Origin of the sequence: Pseudomonas mandelii, assembly GCF_006438925.1 — a bacterium.
GTDB lineage: Bacteria > Pseudomonadota > Gammaproteobacteria > Pseudomonadales > Pseudomonadaceae > Aquipseudomonas > Aquipseudomonas mandelii_C.
In genome coordinates this window covers 755060-778315 of record NZ_RCZA01000001.1, presented here as the reverse complement: position 1 = coordinate 778315, position 23256 = coordinate 755060, and the positions used below count along the sequence as shown (strand labels likewise).

Below are 23256 nucleotides of genomic sequence, written 5' to 3'. Positions count from 1 at the left end.
AGGTGGTAACTATCTACCACCTTTCCCCTGCGCTTCCTTTATAGGCTGACCACATTCAGCCTCTGCTCAAGGAAGACGCCATGCCCGACACCAACCCGCTTTTGCAGGCCTGGGACCTGCCGCCCTGGTCGGAGGTCCGCACCGAACACCTCGTGCCGGCAATCACAGCCATCATTACCGACAACCGGCAGGTCATTGCCGAAACCATCACCAGCCAATCCGTATTCCCCAATTGGGATGACCTGGTTCTGGCCATCGATGAAATCGATGCGCGCCTGAGCGAGGCTTTGGGCATCATCCAGATCCTGTCGATGGCGAAACACAACGACACCGCCTGGAACACCGCAGCGGCTGTATGCAGCGACGCCGGGGCGCAGTACCGATCCGAAAGAATGAGCAATCGTCCGTTGTTTGATGCATACCGGCGGTTGGCGAACAGTTCGATCGCCCTCAACTTCGATGAACCGCGCAAGGCAGCGCTGGCCAAGATTCTGCGCAAGTTTCAATTGTCGGGAATCGACTTGTCCCTGACGCAACGGGAAACGCTGGCCCGATTGAACCTCGACATCGATCGGCTCGAAGAGCTGTTTCTCATCCATCTGCAAAGCGCCAACGCTGCATGGACCAAGCACGTCGATGACGTTGCGGTACTGGAAGGTTTATACCCCACCGTAAAAAATCGTCTGAGGCACCTGGCCACAGAAGCAGGACATGAGGGCTGGCTGATTCCCCTGGATGAAAACACCTACCAGCAAATCATGAGGTACGCCGAAAATCGGGCATTGCGAGAAGAATATTTCGTGGCGTACTCCACGCGCGCGTCCGATCAAGGCCCGCATGCCGACGAGTTCGATAATGATCCTGTACTGACATTGCTGCTTTCGCTGCGCCACCAGAAAGCCGAACTGCTAGGTTTCGATAATTTCGCGCAACTGCGTCTGGCCACCGCAGCGGCCGAGTCCACCGATCAAGTTCGTCGTTTCCTGCGTCGGCAAGTGACAGTGAACACACCGCCCCTTGCACGGGATTCAAAGGAGCTACAAGCGTTTGCGCTCGAACGGGGCCTCTCTGAAGTACACGCCTGGGACCACGAATTTCTCGCTGAACAACTGCGCCACCATCGTTTCCCTGAAGCCCTGAAGAATCTGCGCGACTATTTTCCCCTGGACGGCACCTTGCGACGACTCTGCCTGTTCTGCGAACGCCTGTTCGGGATCCGGATCCTCGAACAGGCTGAATTCAGTCGCTGGCATAACGACGTGCGCCTGTTTGAGGTCAGCGAGCATGGTCAGACCATCGGGCATATTTATCTTGACCCGTTCCACCGCAAAGAAGCTCCGGATTACGCCTGGACCGGCACACTGCGGAACCGACGAATAAACGCCGAAGGCTGCGTAGCGCTACCGATTGCCGATCTTCACTGCAACTTCACGCCTGGGGTCGACGGCCATCCGTGTCTGCTTGAGCACGAGGGTCTGCGGGTGCTTTTTCATGAATTCGGTCATTGCCTGCAACACGTGTTGACGAGTTCGCCGCATTACAACCTTTCCGGTATTTCCCAACTGGGGCGCGATACGGCGGAGTTCGCAGGGCAGGTATTCGAGCAGTGGTGCCTGTCACGGGAGTTTCTATTATGGCTGGGTGCCCACCACCAAAGCGGTGAACGCTTGACCGAGGCGCGGGTAGACGCGGCACTGGCAGCCCTCGAAACCCAGACCAGTCGACAAGCCGCACTCTTGCTGATGGGTGCAATGTTCGATTTCGAAGTGCACCACAGCCAAGGCGATGGCCGTAGCACCCAGCAAGTATTCAAAGACGTTCAACGGGAGGTTCCCCACGTGCAACTGCCGTCTTATTGTCGGTTCGCAAACAGCTTTGACTACATGGTGACCGGTTACGCAGCCTCCGTTTACGCCTACTCGTGGTCAGGGGTACTGGCAATCGAAGCCTTCAACCGATTCCGACAGGATTGGGTCTTCAATGTGCGAACAGGGCGAGCCTTCCGCGAGGCGTTTTTTTCTCCGGGCGATTCGCGCTCCTTGCTGACCGCCCTGGAAGCGTTTCTTGAACGGCCGATCGCCGAAGATCTGTTCGCGCTTTCGTCAGAGGCCGTTGCCGGCTGACGTAACGGTTTATTCGACGTGGGCCGATTTGAACCAGCTCTTCATCGAACAACTGGCGAACGGACTCGTGCTGCAATCGCCGTTGGCCAACGCGGTGCGGAGCTTGTCGACATCGACCTGCATCATGTAACGGATGCCGTCCTTGAAATGAGTGCTGTCACCAAAGCCGCCCTGGGTCATTTCGTTCAGGGCGTCTTCCTTGCTCCAGCCCTGCACCACGACCCGGTACATGGCCGCCATCAGACCAGTGCGGTCCGAACCATGTTTGCAGTGCATCAGCACCGGCCCCTTGGTTTCGGCGGTCTGGATCGTTCTAAGGGCTTTGAGTACATCCGCGTCATCCACATGGTTGGTGCGATAGGGCAACTGTACTTGCGCGATACCTGGCGTCGACAACCAGCTTGAATCCGACTCGGGCAGGAACGTAATAACCGTCCCGACCTTGAGCTTCTCCAGTAACGGCACCGCACCGCTGTCGGGCAATGCACTGCGATAAAGCGTCGGGGACATTTTGAAGAGGTTGTACTGCACCTCGACCGATTGAGCCCACTCCGCAGGTCGGGGCAATGCACTGTCGTCGGCAAGGGCCAGCGTCAGGTTTAAAAGTGCGGCCAGGGACAGGCAAATCGCTGGGAAACAACGCAGTAGAGACATGCTCGGGGTGACCGTTCAGGAAGAGTCGGGAAGATGACGCCGAGCTTCAACCCCGAGGGGTCAAAGGCCTGTGACCCCTCTGTCAAAGAATCGTGAATCAGCCGATTGCTTTCGTCGCAAAACCGAGGTTTTTTAGCTGAATCGGTTCATCTTGATACTTAGCCTGCTACCATTTGTTACCCCATATTACCGATGCGCCCTATTGCTCCCCGTTTGCTGGCGTTCTGCATCGGTGTCAAAACGAAAAGTCGTCCTGTGAGACGGCTGAAAAACCGCTAATGCCTGATGAGGTGCCCTCCCTATGTCCGATCAAGATCGAGACAACCCGCGGCGTGAGTTTTTGCGCAAATCCCTGACCTTGATCCCGCTGGTCACCGTTGCCAGCACCGGTCTGGGCAGCACGGTCCTGATGGCCGCGCCCGAAGCAGCCCCGGCCAGTTCCGGCAAAGCGCCGGCCAACACCAGCACTTATGAACCAAGCTACTTCACCGCCGAAGAATGGACGTTCATCCAGGCGGCTGTCGCCCAGCTGATTCCGAGCGATGCCCAAGGGCCAGGCGCCCTGGAAGCGGGTGTGCCCGAATACATCGACCGCCAGATGAACACGCCTTACGCGGCCGGCGCGCTGTGGTTCATGCAGGGACCGTTCAACGCAGACGCCGCTCCAGAAATGGGCTGGCAGAGCAAATTGGTGCCCAAAGAGATTTATCGCCTGGGCATCGCCGCTACGGATGCTTGGTCGAAAACGTTCAACGGTAAAGTATTTGCTGAGCAAGACAGCGCTACCCGAGACAATTTACTCAAGCAACTCGAGGCCGGAAAACCTCAGTTCGACAGTGTTCCAGCGAAGATTTTCTTCAACCTGCTGCTGCAAAACACCAAAGAAGGGTTCTTCTGCGACCCGATTCATGGCGGCAATAAAGGGATGGTCGGCTGGACCATGATCGGCTTCCCCGGCGCCCGCGCCGATTTCATGGATTGGGTGGAACGCAACGAGCAATACCCCTTCCCGGCAGTTTCGATTCGCGGCGAGAGGGCGTAAGCATGGCAACGGTAATGAAGAAGGTCGACGCAGTGATCGTCGGTTTTGGCTGGACGGGCGCGATCATGGCCAAGGAGCTGACAGAAGCCGGCCTGAATGTGCTGGCGCTCGAGCGCGGGCCGATGCAGGACACTTACCCCGATGGCAACTATCCACAGGTGATCGACGAACTTACCTACAGCGTGCGGAAAAAACTCTTCCAGGACATTTCCAAGGAGACCGTGACCATTCGCCATAGCGTGAATGACATCGCGCTGCCGAACCGCCAACTGGGCGCCTTCCTGCCCGGCAATGGTGTCGGCGGCGCCGGTTTGCACTGGTCCGGCGTGCATTTTCGGGTCGACCCGATCGAGTTGCGCATGCGCAGCCACTACGAAGAACGCTACGGCAAAAGCTTCATCCCCAAGGACATGACCATCCAGGACTTCGGCGTCAGCTATGAAGAGCTGGAACCGTTTTTTGATTACGCCGAGAAGGTCTTCGGCACGTCGGGTCAAGCCTGGACGGTGAAGGGTCAGTTGGTCGGCGAAGGCAAGGGCGGCAACCCGTACGCGCCGGACCGTTCGAATCATTTCCCGCTGGAATCGCAGAAGAACACTGTTTCCGCACAGTTGTTTCAGAAAGCGGCCACCGCAGTGGGTTACAAACCCTACAACCTGCCCTCTGCCAATACGTCAGGCCCTTACACCAACCCCTACGGCGCACAAATGGGCCCGTGCAACTTCTGCGGTTTTTGCAGCGGCTATGTCTGCTACATGTATTCCAAGGCATCGCCGAACGTAAACATTCTGCCGGCGCTCAAACCGCTGCCCAACTTCGAGCTGCGGCCCAACTCCCACGTACTGCGGGTCAATCTCGACAGCACCAAGAGCAAGGCGACAGGCGTGACCTACATCGACGGCCAGGGCCGGGAAATCGAGCAGCCGGCAGATCTGGTCATCCTCGGTGCCTTCCAGTTCCACAATGTGCGGCTGATGTTGCTGTCGGGTATCGGCAAGCCGTATGACCCGATCAGCGGCGAAGGCGTGGTCGGCAAGAACTTCGCCTACCAGAACATGGCCACCATCAAGGCCTACTTTGACAAAGACACCCACACCAATAACTTTATTGGTGCCGGCGGTAACGGCGTGGCGGTGGACGACTTCAACGCCGACAACTTCGATCACGGGCCCCATGGTTTCGTCGGCGGCTCGCCGATGTGGGTCAACCAGGCCGGCAGCCGACCGATCGCAGGCACATCCAACCCGCCGGGCACCCCGGCCTGGGGCAGTGCCTGGAAACGTGCCACCGCCGATTACTACACCCATCAAGTGTCGATGGATGCCCACGGCGCGCACCAATCCTACCGTGGCAACTACCTCGATCTGGACCCGGTGTACCGCGATGCCTACGGCTTGCCGCTGTTGCGGATGACCTTCGACTGGCAGGAAAACGACATCAAGATGAACCGCTTCATGGTCGAGAAAATGGGCAAGATCGCCGAAGCGATGAGCCCCAAGGCCATCGCCGTGATCGGCAAGAAGGTCGGCGATCACTTCAACACCGCGTCTTACCAGACCACCCACCTCAACGGTGGCGCGATCATGGGCACCAATCCGAAAACCAGCGCCCTGAACCGTTACTTGCAGAGCTGGGACGTACACAACGTTTTCGTCCCTGGAGCGTCAGCTTTCCCACAAGGCCTGGGCTACAACCCTACCGGCCTGGTGGCAGCGTTGACCTACTGGTCGGCCCGGGCGATCCGCGAGCAATACCTGAAAAACCCCGGCCCGCTGGTTCAGGCTTAAGGAGCGATGACCATGAAAGCACTTGTTATCGCGACCCTGGCGCTGCTCGGTTGTGGCTCGATCAACGCCGCAGAAATCGATCAAAACCTGATCAAACAAGGCGAATACCTCGCCCGCGCGGGTGACTGCGTGGCCTGCCACACCGCCAAGGACGGTAAGCCGTTCGCCGGTGGCTTGCCGATGGAAACGCCGATCGGGACGATCTACTCCACCAATATCACCCCGGATAAAACCGGCCTGGGCGACTACAGCTTCGAGGACTTCGACAAAGCCGTGCGCCACGGTGTCGCCAAAAACGGCAGCACTTTGTACCCGGCGATGCCGTATCCGTCCTACGCCAGCGTCAACCAAACCGACATGCAAGCCTTGTACGCCTACTTCATGCATGGCGTGGCGCCGGTCGCTCAGGAGAATAAGGCCAGCGACATTCCTTGGCCATTGAGCATGCGCTGGCCGCTTGCGGGTTGGCGCTGGATGTTTGCCCCGGCTGTGGCGGACTACAAAGCGGCACCCGGCGAAGATGCCGTGGTCAGTCGTGGGGCTTATCTGGTGGAAGGCCTCGGACATTGCGGCGCATGCCATACGCCGCGTGCCCTGACCATGCAGGAAAAAGCCCTGAATGCAGGCGAAGGCAGCGCATTTCTGTCAGGCAGTGCGCCGCTTGAAGGCTGGATCGCGAAAAGTCTGCGGGGCGATCACAAAGACGGCCTCGGCAGCTGGAGCGAAGAACAACTGGTGCAGTTTCTCAAGACCGGTCGCAGTGATCGCAGCGCAGTGTTTGGTGGCATGAGTGATGTGGTGACGCACAGCATGCAATACATGACCGACAACGATCTGACCGCGATTGCCCGTTACCTCAAGTCCTTGCCGGCCAATGATCCCGACGATCAGCCGCACCAGTACGACAAACAGGTCGCACAGGCGCTGTGGAACGGCGACGACAGCAAGCCCGGCGCTTCGGTGTACATCGACAACTGCGCGGCCTGTCACCGTAGCGATGGCCATGGCTACACCAAAGTGTTCCCGGCGCTGGCGGGCAACCCGGTGTTGCAGTCGGAGGATCCGACGTCGCTGATTCACATCGTGCTCAAGGGCGGCACGTTGCCTGCGACCCACATGGCGCCTTCGACCTTCACGATGCCGGGGTTCGCCTGGCGCCTGTCGGATCAGGAATTGGCGGATGTGGTGAGTTTCATCCGTAGCAGCTGGGGCAACGGCGGCTCACCGGTCAAGGCGAGCGAAGTGGCGAACCTGCGCACGGATGATATGAAGACCACGTCGAGCGACGATCTGGGGCAAGTCACCCAGAAGAACTGACTGCCCAGCGGCACTAGCCATATGAACAACGCCTCTATACTGTATATAAAAACAGTGCAGAGGCGTTTTCATGTCCACCCCTCTTCCCCCGCGCGGCCGCGGAACCGCGACCAACCCGCACAACCGCTTCGCGCCTAACCGTTCGGTGACCGAGGATGACGGCTGGTATCAGGAAGCGCCGATCACCCAAGGCACCGAGGTGCGCATCGAAACGGCGAAAACCATCATCACTCGCAACAACTCGCCGGACTTGCCCTTCGATCGTTCGATCAATCCCTATCGCGGCTGCGAGCACGGCTGCATCTATTGCTACGCGCGGCCAAGCCACGCTTATTGGGACATGTCGCCAGGGCTGGATTTCGAAACCAAACTGATCGCCAAGACCAACGCCGCCGATGTGCTGGAAGAACAACTGTCCAAGCGCGGCTATCAATGTGCGCCGATCAATCTGGGCTCCAATACGGACCCTTATCAGCCGATCGAACGCGAACACAAAATCACCCGCAAAACCCTCGAAGTGCTGCTGCGCTATCGCCATCCCGTGACCATCATTACCAAGGGCTCGCTGATTCTTCGGGATCTGGACCTGCTGGTCGAACTCGCCGAGCAAAGGCTGGTGGCGGTGATGATCAGCCTCACCACCCTGGACGATGAGCTCAAACGCATACTCGAACCGCGCGCCGCTGCACCCAAGGCTCGGTTGCGGGCGATCCGTGTGATGCGTGAAGCGGGAATTCCGGTGGGCGTTCTGTGCTCGCCGATGATTCCGATGATCAACGACAGCGAACTCGAAAGCCTGCTCACCGAAGCACATGCCGCGGGGGCGCAAAGTGCGGCCTACATGATGCTGCGCCTGCCGCTGGAAGTGGCGCCGCTATTCGAAGAATGGCTGGCGGCCCACTATCCTCAGCGTGCCGCTCATGTGTTGAGCCTGATTCGTCAGAGCCGTGGTGGCGAGCTCTACGACAGTCGCTTCGGTGCCAGGATGCGTGGCGAAGGGCCGTTTGCCGATCTGCTGGCGCAACGCTTTGCCAAAACCATCAAACGTCTGGGGCTCAATAGTCGGGAAGGTTTCAATCTGGACTGCGAAGCCTTCTGTCCGCCGGGTCGCCAGATGTCGTTGATTTGAGGACAATTGGCCTATGTTTGAGTAGTGTGAAATGCACTTTGCCACTACGCCGGTCACGTTTTTTGTGACCTGGAACACACGTTCTAGAGCGTTTTATTCAGTTTGAGTTAAGTTTCGGTCGCTACCTTGTTCATCGAGTGACTGATGGGTCGAGGCTCTCGACCTGGATGTTTTTTAAACAGCCACTGGCTTCACACCGGACAATACGGGAAAATTCCCTGACTCCGCCAAAGAGGATGAATCATGAGTGACAAGGATAAACAGCCGTTGGCTGCGTCGGCTTCAGCCCAACCGGAGGCGGAAACCGCCGATGCAGCGCTGCAGCATATCGTTGACGGCTTTTTGCATTTTCATCACGAAGTTTTTCCACAGCAGGAAGAACTCTTCAAAAAACTCGCCACGGCCCAGAGCCCCAGAGCGATGTTCATCGCCTGCGCCGATTCGCGCATCGTTCCTGAGCTGATCACCCAAAGCTCCCCCGGCGATCTGTTCGTGACCCGTAACGTCGGCAACGTGGTGCCGCCTTATGGGCAAATGAACGGTGGTGTTTCCACGGCAATCGAATACGCCGTTCTGGCCCTCGGCGTGCAGCACATCATCATTTGCGGGCACTCTGACTGTGGCGCGATGCGCGCAGTGCTCAACCCGCAAAGCCTGGAAAAAATGCCAACGGTCAAAGCCTGGTTGCGTCATGCCGAAGTGGCAAAAACCATGGTCCAGGAAAACTGTCATTGCGCCGACGAAAACGAAAGCATGCACGTCCTCACCGAGGAGAATGTGATCGCCCAGCTGCAGCATTTGCGCACGCACCCGTCGGTAGCCTCGCGCATGGCTAATGGTCAGCTGTTTATCCATGGTTGGATCTACAACATCGAAACCAGCGAAATCAGAGCTTACGACGCGGACAAGGGTTGTTTCCTGCCGCTCGACGGCAGCCATCCGATTCCGGTGGCGACGCCTAAAGCGCGCTTTTAGATCCTCCTAAATCCCCGTGTGGTTTAGCCGAGGCTGCCGATTGAGCAGCCTGGCTTTGCCATGCCTGAAGAAAACTTCGGGAGAATTCCTATGCGTGCTGCGCAACTCAAAGCTGTTCTGCCACGGGAGCTGCTGGCGTCCGTGGTTGTGTTTCTCGTCGCCCTGCCCTTATGCATGGGCATCGCCATCGCCTCAGGGCTGCCGCCGTCCAAAGGCTTGATCACCGGGATCATCGGTGGCTTGGTGGTGGGCTGGATTGCCGGTTCGCCACTGCAAGTCAGCGGCCCGGCGGCCGGTTTGGCTGTTCTGGTGTTCGAACTGGTGCGCCAGCACGGTATCGACATGCTCGGCCCCATCCTGCTGCTGGCCGGTTTTCTGCAGCTGGTGGCCGGGCGTTTGAAACTCGGCTGCTGGTTCCGGGTGACGGCGCCGGCGGTGGTCTACGGCATGCTCGCCGGGATTGGTGTACTGATCGTGTTGTCACAGGTGCATGTGATGCTCGACGCCGTGCCCAAGCCTTCCGGGCTGGATAACCTGGCCGCCTTCCCGGCTGCCGTCATGCAGGCCTTGCCCTCCTTCGGTTGGCAAGCCGGGTTGCTCGGACTGTCGACGATTGCGGTGATGTGGTTGTGGGAGAAATTCCGCCCCCATTCCCTGCGCTTCATTCCCGGCGCACTGCTTGGGGTAGGCCTGGCGACCGTCGCCAGCCTGGTGCTCGCGTTGCAGGTCAAACGAGTGGAAGTCCCGGCCAACCTGGCGGAAGCCATCGACTGGCTGAAACCCGCAGATTTACTCAACCTGGCTGACCCGACGCTGCTCATTGCCGCCTTTGCCGTGGCGTTTATCGCCAGCGCCGAAACCCTGCTCTCGGCCGCCGCGGTGGACCGCATGCACAGCGGCCAGCGCTCAGACTTCGACCGGGAATTGTCGGCTCAAGGCGTAGGCAACATGCTTTGCGGTTTACTCGGCGCGCTACCGATGACCGGCGTGATCGTGCGCAGTTCGGCCAACGTCCAGGCCGGCGCCACCACGCGACTGTCGGCGATCTTCCATGGCCTGTGGTTACTGGCTTTCGTTTTGCTGCTGTCCAGCGTGCTGCAAAGCATTCCGGTGGCGAGCCTGGCGGGCGTTCTGGTTTACACCGGTTTCAAACTGGTCGACCTCAAGGCCTTTCGCGGTCTGGGCCGTTATGGCCGGATGCCGATGTTCACCTACGCGGCAACTGCCCTGGCGATCATCTTCACCGACCTGCTGACCGGCGTGCTGATCGGCTTCGGCCTGACACTGGCCAAACTGGCCTGGAAGGCTTCGCGGTTGAAAATCAGCCTGATCGATCTGCCCAAGGACGGCGAAATGGAACTGCGATTGATAGGTGCAGCGACCTTTCTCAAAGTGCCGGCGCTGACCCAGGTGCTGGGGACCATTCCGGCAGGCGCGACGGTGCATGTGCCGCTCAATAACCTGAGCTACATCGATCACTCATGTCTGGAGTTGCTGGAGGAATGGGGTCGGGCCAATGCGGCCAAGGGATCAAAACTGTTGATTGAAGCGCGGGGGTTGAAGCGCAGGCTGGAAGGGCGATTGCGAACCACATCCGGAGTGGGCTCTACGGCATAGAGGTAAATAATGTGGGAGCGAGCCTGCTCGCGAAGGCGGTGTATCAATCGACATAAATGTTGAATGACATATCGCAATCGCGAGCAGGCTCGCTCCCACAGGTGTTCGGCTCACTCCGCTGGATCAAGCCGCTGGCTGATCCAGCTCAAGGCCTACGCCCAGTTGGCGCGACAGGCACGGCCAGCGCTTCCACGCAGCGCCGGTGTCCGGGCTGTTGAGTTTCTCGCGGTAGGCTTCCACGGATTCCAGCGCAAAGCTGTCTTCGTTGAGCATCTCGTCCACGGCGTGATGCACCGCCTCATCCAGTTGATTGGCAAACTCCTCGCCGATCAGTTGGTGGGCAATCAGGTTGGCAACAGTCATGTCCAAGGGGATCAGTGGCTGGCCAAAATGCTTGATGTACAGGTCATTGACCTCTTCGACCAGGCGGTGCGCCAGATAGGCTTCGTCCAGCAGGCTGTCCAGACCGACGTGACCGACCATGATCGCCGGCGGCTGGAGGAAGAACTGCTCGGCGATGGTCAGCACCGGTTTGATCTGTGATTCGATACCCGCTTCCCTGGCGACTTCATTGGCTGCGTCCAGCAGGTCCGGCACTTGCTCTATATACGCGGCCACAAAACGCGTCATCACGCCGTTGGCGTCGACATCCGGCAATTGGATGGCGGAGTGAAGGTGTGGCAGTTGGGTTTCCAGCTGACGAGTCAGCAGGCCGGTTTCGGCTTCGTGTTGTTGGGCTTTTTGGATCTGCTCGCGCAATGCGGCGGTGTTCATGAAAACTCCAGGAAACAAAGGCAATGAAATAGGGAAGACATAACTTAGCTGGCATACGAAAAATGCTAAGACGCATTTGTCATAATTGTTTCATCCTTGAGACATCAAAGTTATATCGGTTTGCCACCACTCGTCTGCATCCTTCTCCATTCGTGCCCTGGAACGCAAGTCCCAGCTGTTTCAGATCATTTACGCCATCACGTTGCGAGGTGGCAGTCGCTGTCTATACTCGGGTGGGAATGGAGTTAGCTGATGACACCCGACTGCACACGCAGCAAGGCTCGGCGATTCAAGTTCGTAGTCTGAGACAGCCGCTCCCTTGCCGCAGGTGAAAGCCGGCGGGATAAAAAGAACGATAAGGGGAACCCGCAATGATGCGACATCCACACGTCTGGATGGGCCTCCTGTTGTGGTCGATTTTCAGTCAGGCACAAGCGGCCTGGACTGTGAATATGGCGCCTGGAGCGACTGAAATCAGTCACGCAGTATTTGACCTGCACATGACCATTTTCTGGATCTGTGTAGTGATCGGCATCATCGTCTTCGGCGCCATGTTCTGGTCGATGATTCTCCACCGACGCTCGACCGGGCAGGTGGCCGCAAAATTTCATGAAAGCACCACCGTTGAAATCCTCTGGACCATCGTGCCCTTCCTGATCCTGGTGGCCATGGCGGTCCCCGCGACCGCAACCCTGATCAAGATGTACGACGCCAGTGAGCCGGATATCGATATCCAGGTCACCGGCTATCAGTGGAAGTGGCACTACAAATACCTGGGCCAGGACGTTGAGTTCTTCAGCAACCTGACCACCCCCGCCGATCAGATCCACAACAAGGAAGCCAAGAGCGAGCACTACTTGCTTGAGGTCGACAAGCCTTTGGTGCTGCCGATCGGCGCCAAGGTGCGCTTCCTGGTGACCTCCGCCGACGTCATCCATTCCTGGTGGGTGCCGGCCTTTGCGGTCAAGCGCGATGCGATTCCGGGGTTCGTCAACGAAGCCTGGACCCGGATCGACAAGCCCGGCATCTACCGCGGTCAATGCGCCGAATTGTGCGGCAAGGACCACGGCTTCATGCCCATCGTGGTCGAGGTCAAGGAAAAGGCCGATTACGAAAAATGGCTGGGCGAGCGCAAGGCTGAAGCCCTGCAGCTCAAAGAGCTGACCAGCAAGGAATGGACCCTCGACGAGCTCAAAGAGCGCGGCGACAAGATCTATCACACCACCTGCGTTGCCTGTCACCAGGCCGAAGGTCAGGGCCTGCCGCCGATGTTCCCGGCGCTCAAAGGCTCGAAAATCGCTACCGGACCCAAAGAAGGTCACCTGAGCCTTGTCTTCCACGGCAAGCCCGGCACCGCCATGGCGGCGTTCGGCAAGCAGCTCTCGGAAGTCGATATCGCAGCGGTCGTGACCTACGAACGTAACGCCTGGGGCAACAACAAGGGCGACATGGTCACCCCTAAAGAAGTGCTGGAGCTGAAACAGGCGGAAAGCAAATGACCCGGTCTATTGCGCACGTAAGGAACCAGTCGGGGCATCGCGCCCCGGCCTGCCCAGCCCATCTGTTTGCAGGAGACAGGACATGACTGCTGTCGTCGATGACCATGTTCATACCGGCACCGCCCACGCCCACGGCCCCGCCAAAGGCTTGATGCGCTGGGTGCTGACCACCAACCACAAGGATATCGGCACGCTGTACCTGTGGTTCGCGTTCTCCATGTTCTTGCTCGGCGGCTCGTTCGCGATGGTGATTCGCGCCGAGCTGTTCCAGCCAGGTCTGCAAATCGTCGAGCCGGCGTTCTTCAACCAGATGACCACCATGCATGGCCTGGTCATGGTGTTCGGTGCGGTGATGCCAGCCTTCGTCGGCCTCGCCAACTGGATGATCCCGTTGATGATCGGCGCGCCGGACATGGCCCTGCCACGGATGAACAACTTCAGCTTCTGGCTTTTGCCGGCGGCGTTCATCCTGCTGGTATCGACCCTGTTCACCCCCGGCGGTGGACCGAACTTCGGCTGGACGTTCTACGCCCCGCTGTCGACGACCTACGCACCGGAAAGCGTGACCTTCTTCATCTTCGCCATCCACTTGATGGGGATCAGTTCGATCATGGGCGCGATCAACGTGATCGCCACCATCCTCAACCTGCGCGCCCCCGGCATGACGTTGATGAAAATGCCGCTGTTCGTCTGGACCTGGCTGATTACCGCGTTCCTGCTGATCGCGGTGATGCCGGTACTGGCCGGCTGCGTGACGATGATGCTGATGGACATCCACTTCGGCACCAGCTTCTTCAGTGCCGCCGGTGGCGGTGACCCGGTGTTGTTCCAGCACGTGTTCTGGTTCTTCGGTCACCCCGAGGTGTACATCATGATCCTGCCGGCCTTCGGTGCCGTCAGCTCGATCATTCCGGCCTTCTCACGCAAGCCGCTGTTTGGCTACACCTCGATGGTCTATGCGACGGCGAGTATCGCGTTCCTGTCGTTCATCGTCTGGGCGCACCACATGTTCGTGGTCGGCATTCCGTTGGTGGGCGAGTTGTTCTTCATGTACGCCACGCTGCTGATTGCGGTGCCGACCGGCGTGAAGGTGTTCAACTGGGCCAGCACCATGTGGCAAGGCTCGCTGACCTTCGAGACACCGATGCTGTTTGCGGTGGCGTTCGTGATCCTGTTTTCCATCGGTGGTTTCTCCGGGTTGATGCTGGCCATCGCCCCGGCGGACTTCCAGTACCAGGACACCTACTTTGTGGTCGCCCACTTCCATTACGTATTGGTACCTGGGGCCATCTTCGGAATCTTCGCCTCGGCCTACTACTGGATGCCGAAATGGACCGGCCACATGTACGACGAAACCCTCGGCAAGCTGCACTTCTGGCTCTCGTTCATCGGCATGAACATGGCGTTCTTCCCGATGCACTTTGTGGGGCTGGCGGGCATGCCGCGGCGGATTCCCGACTACAACCTGCAGTTCGCCGACTTCAACATGGTGTCGTCGATCGGTGCGTTCATGTTCGGTGCCACGCAGATCTTCTTCCTGTTCATCGTGATCAAGACCATCCGTGGTGGCCCACCAGCACCGGCCAAACCGTGGGATGGGGCCGAAGGCCTGGAATGGAGCATCCCGTCGCCGGCGCCGTATCACACCTTCACCACGCCGCCGGAAGTGAAATGAACAGCCTTGCCTTTGTGGGAGCGAGCCTGCTCGCGAAGACGCCGGGGTCGCGCTCGACTGACGCGGTCTGGCTGCTAAACCGCGGCGCCTGCTTCGCGAGCAGGCTCGCTCCCACAGGGCTCCCGGCGGAGGTTAGAAGTCATGGCTGACTCGATTTCGCTGAAGAAGCTGGTCACGCGCCTGCTGCTGGTGGTGGTGGCGATGTTTGTCTTCGGGTTTGCCCTGGTGCCGATCTACGACGTGATGTGCAAGGCGTTCGGCATCAACGGCAAGACCGGCGGGCAGTATGAGGGCGAACAAACGGTCGACACCTCGCGGCAGGTTCGCGTGCAGTTTCTGTCGACCAATTCCGCCGACATGTCGTGGGACTTTTATCCCAAGGGCGATGAACTGGTGGCGAATCCGGGCGCGGTGAACGAGATGATTTTCATCGCGCACAACCCGACCGACAAACCGATGAGCGCGCAAGCAGTTCCGAGCATCGCGCCCAGCGCCGCGGCGGCGTACTTCCACAAGACCGAATGTTTCTGCTTTACCCAGCAAGTGCTGCAGCCCGGTCAACGGATCGAGATGCCGGTACGTTTCATCGTTGACCGTGACATGCCCAAGGATGTGAAGCACCTGACGCTTTCCTACACGCTGTTCGATATCACCGCACGTCATCCACCCGCGGCTGTTGCTGCAAACACCGGTGGCTAGGCGTTAAAGCGTGCCCGATAAGGAGAACAATAAATGGCAACTCATGAACATTATTACGTTCCGGCACAGAGCAAATGGCCGATCATTGCCACGGTCGGTATGTTCGTCACCGTGTTCGGCCTGGCCACCTGGTTCAACGACCTGAAGGCGGCGCGGCCGGAGTCCCACGGCCCGCTGATCTTTTTCGTCGGTGGCCTGCTGGTGGCCTACATGCTCTTCGGCTGGTTCGGTACGGTGATCAAGGAAAGCCGTCAGGGGTTGTACAGCGCACAGATGGATCGCTCGTTCCGCTGGGGCATGAGCTGGTTCATCTTCTCGGAGGTGATGTTCTTCATCGCGTTCTTCGGCGCGCTGTTTTATGTGAGAAACATCTCCGGCCCGGCGCTCGGGGGTGAAGGGGTCAAAGGTATCGCGCACATGCTTTGGCCGAACTTCCAGTTCGCCTGGCCATTGCTGCATACCCCTGACCCGAAACTCTTCCCGCCACCCAAGGAAGTCATCAGCCCTTGGGGCCTGCCGCTGCTCAATACCGTTCTGCTGGTGAGTTCCAGCGTCACCGTGACCATCGCTCACCACGCCTTGAAAAAGGGCCATCGCGGCGCGCTGAAAATCTGGCTGGCGCTCACCGTGTTACTGGGCTGCGCGTTCCTTGGTTTTCAGGCCGAAGAATACATGCATGCCTACCACGAACTGGGCCTGACGCTCGGTTCAGGTATCTACGGCGCGACCTTCTTCATGCTCACCGGCTTCCACGGCGCCCACGTGACCATCGGCACCATCATCCTGTTTGTGATGTTGATGCGGATCATGCGCGGACACTTCGACGCCGAGCACCAGTTCGCGTTTGAAGCGGCGAGCTGGTACTGGCACTTCGTGGACGTGGTGTGGATCGGTCTGTTCGTTTTCGTCTACGTGCTCTGAGGCTTACCAAGGTGCGTGCGACACCAACTGGCCGCTGAAAAAACCCCAGGCAATCAAGCCGACGGTAATAGCGGCCAGCGCGACACGAACACTCAAGGCAATGACGAGGCGGTTCGAGCTGCTGTCGTCCTTGACCAAAAAAAACAGGCCGCTGAACAGGCTGACAACCGTGGCAATCAGCATCAGGACGATGGCTGCTTTGAGCATGGTGAAACTCCGGGGGGAAAGGCGATGCACTTGAGTATAGCTATCGAGACTACCGACTTTCTGGCGACGCCATGAAGCGTTTCCGGCCGGGCATCGTGCCGACCCTGGTGGTCGCCGTGTTGTTGCCCATGCTGGTGTCACTCGGGTTCTGGCAATTGAGCCGGGGCGCAGAGAAAAGCGCGCTGCTGCAAAGTTACACCGAGCGCCGTGCCGCCGAACCGATGGCCAGCACCGAGCTGCTACACACCGCAGATCCGGCCTTCCGCCGGGTTCACCTGCACGGCCAGTTCGATGCCGCCCACAGCCTGTTGCTGGATAACCGTCAGCGCGACGGCAAGGTTGGCGTCGAGCTGCTGCAACCATTTCAGGATCAAGCGACCGGGCTCTGGCTGCTGGTCAATCGCGGCTGGCTGCCGTGGCCGGATCGCCGCACTCCACCGCAATTCAAAACACCCACTGAAGCCTTGAGCCTCAACGCCTGGGTCTACGTCTCCCCCGGCGCCACCTTCCAGTTGCACGCCGACCCGAATACCACGACCTGGCCACAACTGATCACCGCGGTCGAGCCGGCCACGCTCTGGACGGCGCTGGGTCGTGAAGGTTTTACCTACGAATTACGCGCAGAAAGCGGTCCCGCGACTTACCAGGCCGATTGGCCGGTGGTGGCCATGGGGCCGGAAAAACACCTGGCTTATGCCGTGCAGTGGTTCGCCATGTCGATCGCCCTGTTCGGCCTCTATCTCTATCTCGGCTGGCACAACGCAAAGGAGAAACACCATGGGAGCGGCCATGAATCCACCCAGCATGTCTGAGGCGAAAACGCCGGCGAGTCGGCGTAAAGGTCGCTTGCAGTTGCTGCTGATCCTGTTCGGGGTGATCGGTCCGATGATCCTCGCCACCGGCATGTACAAATTGCAGTTCTGGGTGCCGGAAGGTCGCAGCTATCACGGCGAACTGATCGGCAACGGCCAGACCCGCGCCGACCTCGGCGTGCAGGCGCAGGAGGATCGTTGGCAGATACTGGTGACCGCGCCCAAGGATTGCTCGGTGGACTGCCAGCAACTGGTGTATCTGGCGCGGCAGATCCAGATCGGCCTCGGCCGTGATGCCGGGCGCGCCAGTCATGCCTTGGCCGCGGCACAACCGCTGAGCAGTGAATACGACGCCAAGCTGACGCGCGAGTATCCTCAATTGCAGCGGTATCCCTTGGACCTCGCCACCTTCAGTACTTTCAACAAAACCGCTGGCACCGGGGACAAGACCGCGCCACAGCTGTGGATCATCGACCCTCACGGCAATCTGGTGCTGCGCTACGACCCGACGGTGAAGGGTAAGGATCTGCTCAACGACCTGCGCCATTTGCTGAAACTGTCGAACATCGGATAAGGGCATCGTCATGGCCAAACCTGGATTTCGCCTCGCGCTGTTTGCCACCTTGCTGGCACTGATTGTGGTGTTGCTCGGCGCCTATACCCGCCTGACCCACGCCGGCCTCAGCTGCCCGGACTGGCCGGGTTGCTATGGCTTTATCAGCGTGCCCAAAAGCGAAGTTCAATTGGCCCACGCCGAACTGCATTTTCCCGACGCTCCCGTCGAAGCCCATAAGGGCTGGAACGAGATGGTTCACCGCTACTTCGCCGGCACGCTGGGGCTGCTGATTTCGGTGCTGGCGGGTCGCGCCTGGGTTCATCGTCGTCATCCGGGACAACCGGTGAAGTTGCCGTTGTTTCTGCTGGCGGTGGTGATTGCCCAAGCGGCATTCGGCATGTGGACGGTAACGCTCAAGCTCTGGCCACAAGTGGTGACCGGGCATTTGCTCGGCGGCTTTGCGACGTTGAGCCTGCTGTTTTTGCTGACGTTGCGATTGTCCGGCGTGTTGCCGGTGCTGACCGTGCCGCGGCGCTTGCAGTACTGGGCGACGGCCGGGCTGCTGCTGGTGATCGGGCAAATCGCCCTCGGTGGCTGGGTCAGTTCCAACTACGCGGCGGTGGCCTGTATCGACTTCCCGACCTGTCACGGTCAGTGGCTGCCGCCCGCGGATTTCGCCAACGGTTTTCACCTGACTCAACACATCGGCCCCAATTACCTCGGCGGGCAACTGGACAGCGATGCCCGCACCGCGATTCATCTGACTCACCGCATCGGCGCATTACTAGTGACGCTGGTGCTGCTCGGGCTGGCGTGGCAACTGAAAGTCGTCGGCATGACGCGGTTGGCCGGGTTGGTGCTGATCGCCCTCGCCGCACAAATCACCCTCGGCATCAGCAATGTGCTGTTTCACCTGCCTCTGCCAGTGGCCATCGCGCACAACGCGGGCGGCGCGGCACTGTTGCTGACGATGGTGCTGGTCAATTATCACGCGCGAACCAGTCTGGTTCGGGTCAAGCAGCAACCCCCTGCGCGCTGGCGATTCAGCCCGCGTAAACACTCAGCCGGGCCCATAACAATAAAAGGAGAGATGCCATGGCGACTCTGATCGGCGCACGTCACAGTCAGGCGATCTGGCGTGACTACCTGGAGCTGACCAAGCCGAAAGTGGTGGTGCTGATGCTCATCACCTCGCTGGTCGGCATGTTCCTCGCGACCCGCGCCGGGGTGCCGTGGACGGTGCTGGTGTTCGGCAATCTGGGGATCGCCTTGTGTGCCGGCGGTGCGGCAGCCGTTAATCATGTGGTGGACCGACGCATCGATGCGGTCATGGCCCGCACGCACAAACGTCCCTTGGCCGAAGGCCGGGTGTCACCAGCGGCCGCGCTGACGTTTGCCTTGGTATTGGCGGTGCTTGGGCAAGCCGTACTGCTGGCTTTCACCAATCCACTGACGGCGTGGCTAACCCTGGCCTCGTTGCTCGGCTATGCGGTGGTCTACACCGGCTTCCTGAAACGCGCGACGCCGCAAAACATCGTCATCGGAGGCCTGGCTGGAGCCGCCCCGCCACTGCTCGGCTGGACCGCCGCCACCGGCCACGTCAGCGCCGAACCCTTGCTGTTGGTGTTGATCATCTTCGCCTGGACCCCACCGCACTTCTGGGCCCTGGCCATTCACCGCAAAGAGGAATACGCCAAGGCTGACATCCCGATGCTGCCGGTGACCCATGGCGAGCACTACACCAAGGTCCACATCCTGCTTTATACCTTCGCGCTGCTGGCCGTGAGCCTGATGCCGTACGTGATCCACATGAGCGGTGTGCTCTACCTGATTTGCGCGCTGGGACTTGGCGCGAGGTTTCTGCAATGGGCCGTGGTGCTGTACCGTGGCACTCGGCCGCACGCGGCGATCAACACCTTCAAGTACTCTATTTACTACTTGTTCCTGCTGTTTATCGCGCTGCTCGTAGATCACTACTTACTGTTGAACCTATGACTCGAACCCAGAAAACCGTCTTCATCCTCGTTGCCCTGATCGCGCTGGTCCTGGGCCTGACCATCAACAAAGTGCTGTCCGGCAAAGGCCAGGGCGACCCGACCGCTCTGATTGATGCCGGGATCATTCTGCTGCCGCAAAGCCGCAACCTGCCGGCCGTCACAATGACCGATCAGGACGGCAAGCCAGTGGCGATCAACGAGCTGAAAGACAAATGGTCGCTGCTGTTCTTCGGCTACACCTTCTGCCCCGACATCTGCCCGACCACCCTCGCCCAGCTGCGTCAGATCAAGAGCGAGCTGCCGCCAGAGGCTGTGGCCAAGTTGCAGATCATTCTGGTCAGCGTCGACCCGAATCGCGACACACCCAATCAGCTCAAGCAGTACTTGGGCTACTTCGATCCGCAGTTCAAAGGCCTGACGGCTTCGTCGGTGGAAGACATCCAGAAACTGGCCAATGCGGTGAGTATTCCGTTCATTCCGGCGGACACCAGCAAGGCGAACTACACCGTCGATCACAGCGGCAACCTGGCGGTGATCGGGCCGGACGGGACGCAGCGTGGGTTCATTCGCGCACCGTTGAACAACGTGAAATTGGTGGCGCAGTTGCCGGTGATGCTTAACCGCAAATAAATCGACAGGCCAAAAAAAACCGCAGCCCATGGCTGCGGTTTTTTTGTACCTGATCGTTCCCACGCTCTGCGTGGGAACGATCAGGTGTAGCGGGTCAAATCAGAACGCCGGCAATACCGCGCCTTTGTACTTCTCGAGGATGAAGGCTTTTACTTCCGGGCTGTGCAGGGCAGCAACCAGCTTCTTCATCGCGTCACTGTCCTTGTCGTCTGGACGGGCAACGAGGATGTTCACGTAAGGCGAGTCGTTGCCTTCGATGACCAGCGCGTCCTTGGACGGATCAAGCTTGGCTTCCAGCGCGTAATTGGTGTTGATCAGCGCCAGGTCGACCTGGGTCAGCACGCGCGGGATGGTCGCGGCTTCCAGTTCACGGAATTTCAGGTCCTTGGAATTCTCGGTGATGTCCTTGACGGTCGCGAGGATGTTATTCGAATCCTTCAACTTGATCAGGCCAGCCTTCGCCAGCAGCAACAGCGCACGGCCGCCGTTGGTGGCGTCGTTCGGGATCACCACGTTGGCGCCGCCTGGCAGCTCGGTCAGCGCTTTGTACTTGCTGGAGTAAGCGCCCAGCGGTTCCAGGTGCACGCCAGCAACGGCCACCAGGTTAGTGCCCTTGGCCTTGTTGAATTCATCGAGGTATGGCTGGTGCTGGAAGAAGTTGGCGTCCAGACGTTTTTCGGCCACCTGCACGTTCGGCTGGATGTAGTCGGTGAAGACTTTGATCTTCAGGTCCACGCCTTCTTTGGCCAGGGCCGGTTTCACGAATTCGAGGATTTCTGCGTGCGGGACCGGGGTAGCCGCGACGGTCAGGGTTTCATCGGCCTGAGCAGAGAACGCTGCAACGGCTGCGAGCGCTACGAGTAATTTTTTCATTCAGCTAACTCCTTGTGGGTACCCGCTTGCGGCGCCTGAATTCGGCGCCCTGCCAGCGAATGGCCGGCTCAATTGTCATTTACGGGAAAAGTGGACAACCAACTTGTCGCCAACGGTTTGCAAAACCTGAACGATCACCAGCAGCAACATCACCGTCACGACCATCACATCAGGCTGGAAACGCTGGTAACCGAAACGGATCGCCAGGTCGCCCAAACCACCCGCGCCGACCACACCCGCCATCGCCGTGTAGGACACCAGTGTAATGGCTGTCACCGTAATCGCCGCGAAAATGCCCGGGCGGGCTTCCGGCAGCAAGGCATTAGTGATGATCTGCCGCGTCGTCGCGCCCATGGCCTGGGTTGCCTCGATGATGCCGCGATCCACTTCACGCAGGGCGGTTTCCACCAGCCGCGCGAAGAATGGCGTAGCGCCCACCACCAGCGGCGGAATCGCACCGGCGACACCAAGGGACGTACCGGTGATCAACACCGTGAACGGAATCATCACAATCAGCAGAATGATGAACGGCAGCGAACGCAGGATGTTCACCACCAGCGACAGCATCGCGTAGACGCCTTTGGCTTCCAGCAACTGACGCGGGCTGCAGAGGAACAACAGCACGCCCAAGGGCAGACCGAGCAAAACGGTGAACAACAGCGAACCGAAGAGCATCAGAAAGGTATCGCCGGTGGCCAGCCAGATTTCGAACCAGTCGATATTGACGAAGAAACTTGCCAAGACTTCCATTAGCGCAGGACCTCCATATGGACATCAGCTGCGGTGAAGTGGGCGAACGCCGCTTCCATGTCGCCACCGGTAACGGCCAGGGTCAACTGCCCGTAGGGCACGTCTTTGATGCGATCGATACGACCGGCCAGGATGCTGTAGTCCACACCCGTTTCGCGAGCGACGGTACCCAGCAGTGGCGCGTAGGTCGCTTCGCCCTGGAAGGTCAGACGCACGATGCGGCCTGGAACATGAGCGAAGTCGTCGCGCTGCTCGCTTTCGTCGATCTGCTCGTCTTCTTGCACGAAGCGCTTGGTGGTCGGGTGCTTCGGATGCAGGAACACCTCGGCTACCGAACCTTGCTCGACGATCACGCCAGCGTCCATCACCGCGACCTGGTCGCAGACCCGGCGGATCACGTCCATCTCGTGGGTAATCAACACGATGGTCAGCTTCAGTTCGCGATTGATCTCGGCCAGCAATTGCAGGACCGACGCGGTGGTCTGCGGGTCCAGTGCGCTGGTGGCTTCGTCGCACAGCAGGATTTTCGGCTTGGTCGCCAGGGCGCGGGCGATGCCGACACGCTGCTTCTGGCCACCGGACAACTGCGCCGGGTACTTTTTTGCGTGGTCGGACAGGCCGACCCGCTTCAGCAATTCGGCCACGCGCCGGTCGATGTCGCTGCGCGACAGTTCACCGGCCAGGGTCAGTGGCAGCGCGACGTTGTCGGCCACAGTCTTGGACGCCAGCAAGTTGAAGTGCTGGAAAATCATCCCGACCTGCTGACGGAAGCGCCGCAGGCTGTTGGCGTCAAGCGCGGTGACTTCTTCACCGTCGACGAATATCTTGCCGCCACTGGACTCTTCCAGGCGATTGATCAGACGCAGCAGGGTACTTTTTCCCGCACCGGAATGGCCGATCAGACCGAAGACCTGACCGTTCTCAATCGTCAGACTGGTCGGATGCAAGGCGGGAATATCCTTACCGGCGACGCGGTAGGTTTTGTGGACGTTTTGAAACTCGATCACGTAGCGAACCTTGTGGGGCGCGTTGGAAAAGGATCAGCGGTTAGCCGGGCGCGCATTTTAGCCTGTCCGTATAGAGGTTATTAGCATTTATTCCGCATTCAACCTTCCATTTGGCAATAACGCGATCAAAGGTTAGAAAAAAGGAACGGCGCAAAACGTCATCAGTCACTAATTAGGCAACTCGAAAACGCCCCCGGTCCGCGCCTGGGGTA

Annotated in this window: 22 protein-coding genes; 16 read left to right on the top strand and 6 right to left on the bottom strand. The window is 59.3% G+C overall.

Features of this window, described 5'->3' with window-relative positions; translation table 11 throughout:
* Positions 1-80: 80 nt before the first annotated feature.
* Positions 81-2123 (top strand): M3 family metallopeptidase, encoded by a 2043-nt coding sequence (locus EAH74_RS03660; RefSeq protein ID WP_140676063.1) that lies wholly within the window; start codon positions 81-83, stop codon positions 2121-2123.
* A 9-nt stretch (positions 2124-2132) separates the two neighbouring features.
* On the opposite strand, the gene EAH74_RS03655 is transcribed toward EAH74_RS03660, so the two are convergent.
* On the bottom strand, positions 2133-2777 hold the full coding sequence (locus tag EAH74_RS03655) for a tyrosine-protein phosphatase (RefSeq protein ID WP_140676060.1): 645 nt from the start codon (positions 2775-2777) through the stop codon (positions 2133-2135).
* Between the two features lie 301 nt (positions 2778-3078).
* Between EAH74_RS03655 and EAH74_RS03650 the strand changes: the two genes are divergently transcribed.
* From EAH74_RS03650 to EAH74_RS03625, 6 genes are all read left to right on the top strand, one after another.
* Complete coding sequence (locus EAH74_RS03650) at positions 3079-3819, top strand: gluconate 2-dehydrogenase subunit 3 family protein (RefSeq protein WP_140676057.1); 741 nt, start codon at positions 3079-3081, stop codon at positions 3817-3819.
* Positions 3820-3821: 2 nt separating this feature from the next.
* The gene (locus EAH74_RS03645) at positions 3822-5606 is read left to right on the top strand and encodes a GMC family oxidoreductase (RefSeq protein WP_140676054.1); all 1785 of its coding nucleotides are present in this window, start codon (positions 3822-3824) and stop codon (positions 5604-5606) included.
* Between the two features lie 12 nt (positions 5607-5618).
* Entirely contained in the window at positions 5619-6923 is a 1305-nt protein-coding gene (locus EAH74_RS03640) for a c-type cytochrome (RefSeq protein WP_140676050.1), read from the top strand.
* Positions 6924-6993: 70 nt separating this feature from the next.
* A complete protein-coding gene (locus EAH74_RS03635) occupies positions 6994-8052 on the top strand; it encodes a PA0069 family radical SAM protein (RefSeq protein WP_140676047.1) in 1059 nt (352 codons plus the stop codon).
* 243 nt (positions 8053-8295) lie between these two features.
* Positions 8296-9027, top strand: a complete 732-nt coding sequence (locus tag EAH74_RS03630; RefSeq protein WP_056738405.1) for a carbonic anhydrase — start codon at positions 8296-8298, stop codon at positions 9025-9027.
* Positions 9028-9117: 90 nt separating this feature from the next.
* Positions 9118-10644 (top strand): SulP family inorganic anion transporter, encoded by a 1527-nt coding sequence (locus tag EAH74_RS03625; RefSeq protein WP_140676045.1) that lies wholly within the window; start codon positions 9118-9120, stop codon positions 10642-10644.
* A 123-nt stretch (positions 10645-10767) separates the two neighbouring features.
* Here the strand turns inward: EAH74_RS03625 and EAH74_RS03620 are convergent, their stop codons facing one another.
* Positions 10768-11418, bottom strand: a complete 651-nt coding sequence (locus EAH74_RS03620) for a hypothetical protein (protein ID WP_123367401.1) — start codon at positions 11416-11418, stop codon at positions 10768-10770.
* 371 nt (positions 11419-11789) lie between these two features.
* Here EAH74_RS03620 and coxB point away from each other — a divergent pair, with 371 nt between their 5' ends.
* From coxB to EAH74_RS03600, 4 genes are all read left to right on the top strand, one after another.
* Positions 11790-12917: a cytochrome c oxidase subunit II gene (coxB, locus tag EAH74_RS03615; protein WP_140676042.1), complete on the top strand. Its 1128-nt coding sequence runs from the start codon at positions 11790-11792 to the stop codon at positions 12915-12917.
* An 82-nt stretch (positions 12918-12999) separates the two neighbouring features.
* Positions 13000-14592 (top strand): cytochrome c oxidase subunit I, encoded by a 1593-nt coding sequence (gene ctaD, locus EAH74_RS03610; RefSeq protein WP_140676039.1) that lies wholly within the window; start codon positions 13000-13002, stop codon positions 14590-14592.
* A 141-nt stretch (positions 14593-14733) separates the two neighbouring features.
* A complete protein-coding gene (locus EAH74_RS03605) occupies positions 14734-15291 on the top strand; it encodes a cytochrome c oxidase assembly protein (RefSeq protein WP_140676036.1) in 558 nt (185 codons plus the stop codon).
* 33 nt (positions 15292-15324) lie between these two features.
* Positions 15325-16212 carry a cytochrome c oxidase subunit 3 gene (locus EAH74_RS03600; protein WP_140676033.1) on the top strand — a complete coding sequence of 296 codons (888 nt, stop codon included), beginning with the start codon at positions 15325-15327 and terminating at the stop codon, positions 16210-16212.
* 3 nt (positions 16213-16215) lie between these two features.
* Here the strand turns inward: EAH74_RS03600 and EAH74_RS03595 are convergent, their stop codons facing one another.
* On the bottom strand, positions 16216-16419 hold the full coding sequence (locus tag EAH74_RS03595) for a twin transmembrane helix small protein (protein ID WP_008064738.1): 204 nt from the start codon (positions 16417-16419) through the stop codon (positions 16216-16218).
* A 71-nt stretch (positions 16420-16490) separates the two neighbouring features.
* Between EAH74_RS03595 and EAH74_RS03590 the strand changes: the two genes are divergently transcribed.
* From EAH74_RS03590 to EAH74_RS03570, 5 genes are read left to right on the top strand one after another with little or no spacing between them, the layout of a single operon-like run.
* Positions 16491-17231: an SURF1 family protein gene (locus EAH74_RS03590; RefSeq protein ID WP_140676030.1), complete on the top strand. Its 741-nt coding sequence runs from the start codon at positions 16491-16493 to the stop codon at positions 17229-17231.
* On the top strand, positions 17197-17805 hold the full coding sequence (locus EAH74_RS03585; RefSeq protein WP_140676027.1) for a hypothetical protein: 609 nt from the start codon (positions 17197-17199) through the stop codon (positions 17803-17805). Before EAH74_RS03590 ends, EAH74_RS03585 begins: the two co-directional genes overlap by 35 nt.
* A 10-nt stretch (positions 17806-17815) precedes the next feature.
* Positions 17816-18895 (top strand): COX15/CtaA family protein, encoded by a 1080-nt coding sequence (locus EAH74_RS03580; RefSeq protein ID WP_140676024.1) that lies wholly within the window; start codon positions 17816-17818, stop codon positions 18893-18895.
* Complete coding sequence (gene cyoE / locus EAH74_RS03575) at positions 18883-19782, top strand: heme o synthase (protein WP_140676021.1); 900 nt, start codon at positions 18883-18885, stop codon at positions 19780-19782. The genes EAH74_RS03580 and cyoE overlap by 13 nt, the downstream gene beginning before the upstream one ends.
* Complete coding sequence (locus tag EAH74_RS03570) at positions 19779-20414, top strand: SCO family protein (protein WP_140676018.1); 636 nt, start codon at positions 19779-19781, stop codon at positions 20412-20414. Before cyoE ends, EAH74_RS03570 begins: the two co-directional genes overlap by 4 nt.
* 99 nt (positions 20415-20513) lie before the next feature.
* Here EAH74_RS03570 and EAH74_RS03565 read toward each other — a convergent pair whose 3' ends face one another.
* The 3 genes from EAH74_RS03565 to EAH74_RS03555 all read right to left on the bottom strand — a co-directional run bounded on the left by EAH74_RS03565 (position 20514) and on the right by EAH74_RS03555 (position 23044).
* Entirely contained in the window at positions 20514-21287 is a 774-nt protein-coding gene (locus EAH74_RS03565; RefSeq protein ID WP_140676015.1) for a MetQ/NlpA family ABC transporter substrate-binding protein, read from the bottom strand.
* Positions 21288-21362: 75 nt separating this feature from the next.
* Complete coding sequence (locus tag EAH74_RS03560; protein WP_140676012.1) at positions 21363-22037, bottom strand: methionine ABC transporter permease; 675 nt, start codon at positions 22035-22037, stop codon at positions 21363-21365.
* Positions 22037-23044 carry a methionine ABC transporter ATP-binding protein gene (locus EAH74_RS03555; protein ID WP_140676009.1) on the bottom strand — a complete coding sequence of 336 codons (1008 nt, stop codon included), beginning with the start codon at positions 23042-23044 and terminating at the stop codon, positions 22037-22039. The genes EAH74_RS03560 and EAH74_RS03555 overlap by 1 nt, the downstream gene beginning before the upstream one ends.
* Between the last annotated feature and the right edge of the window lie 212 nt (positions 23045-23256).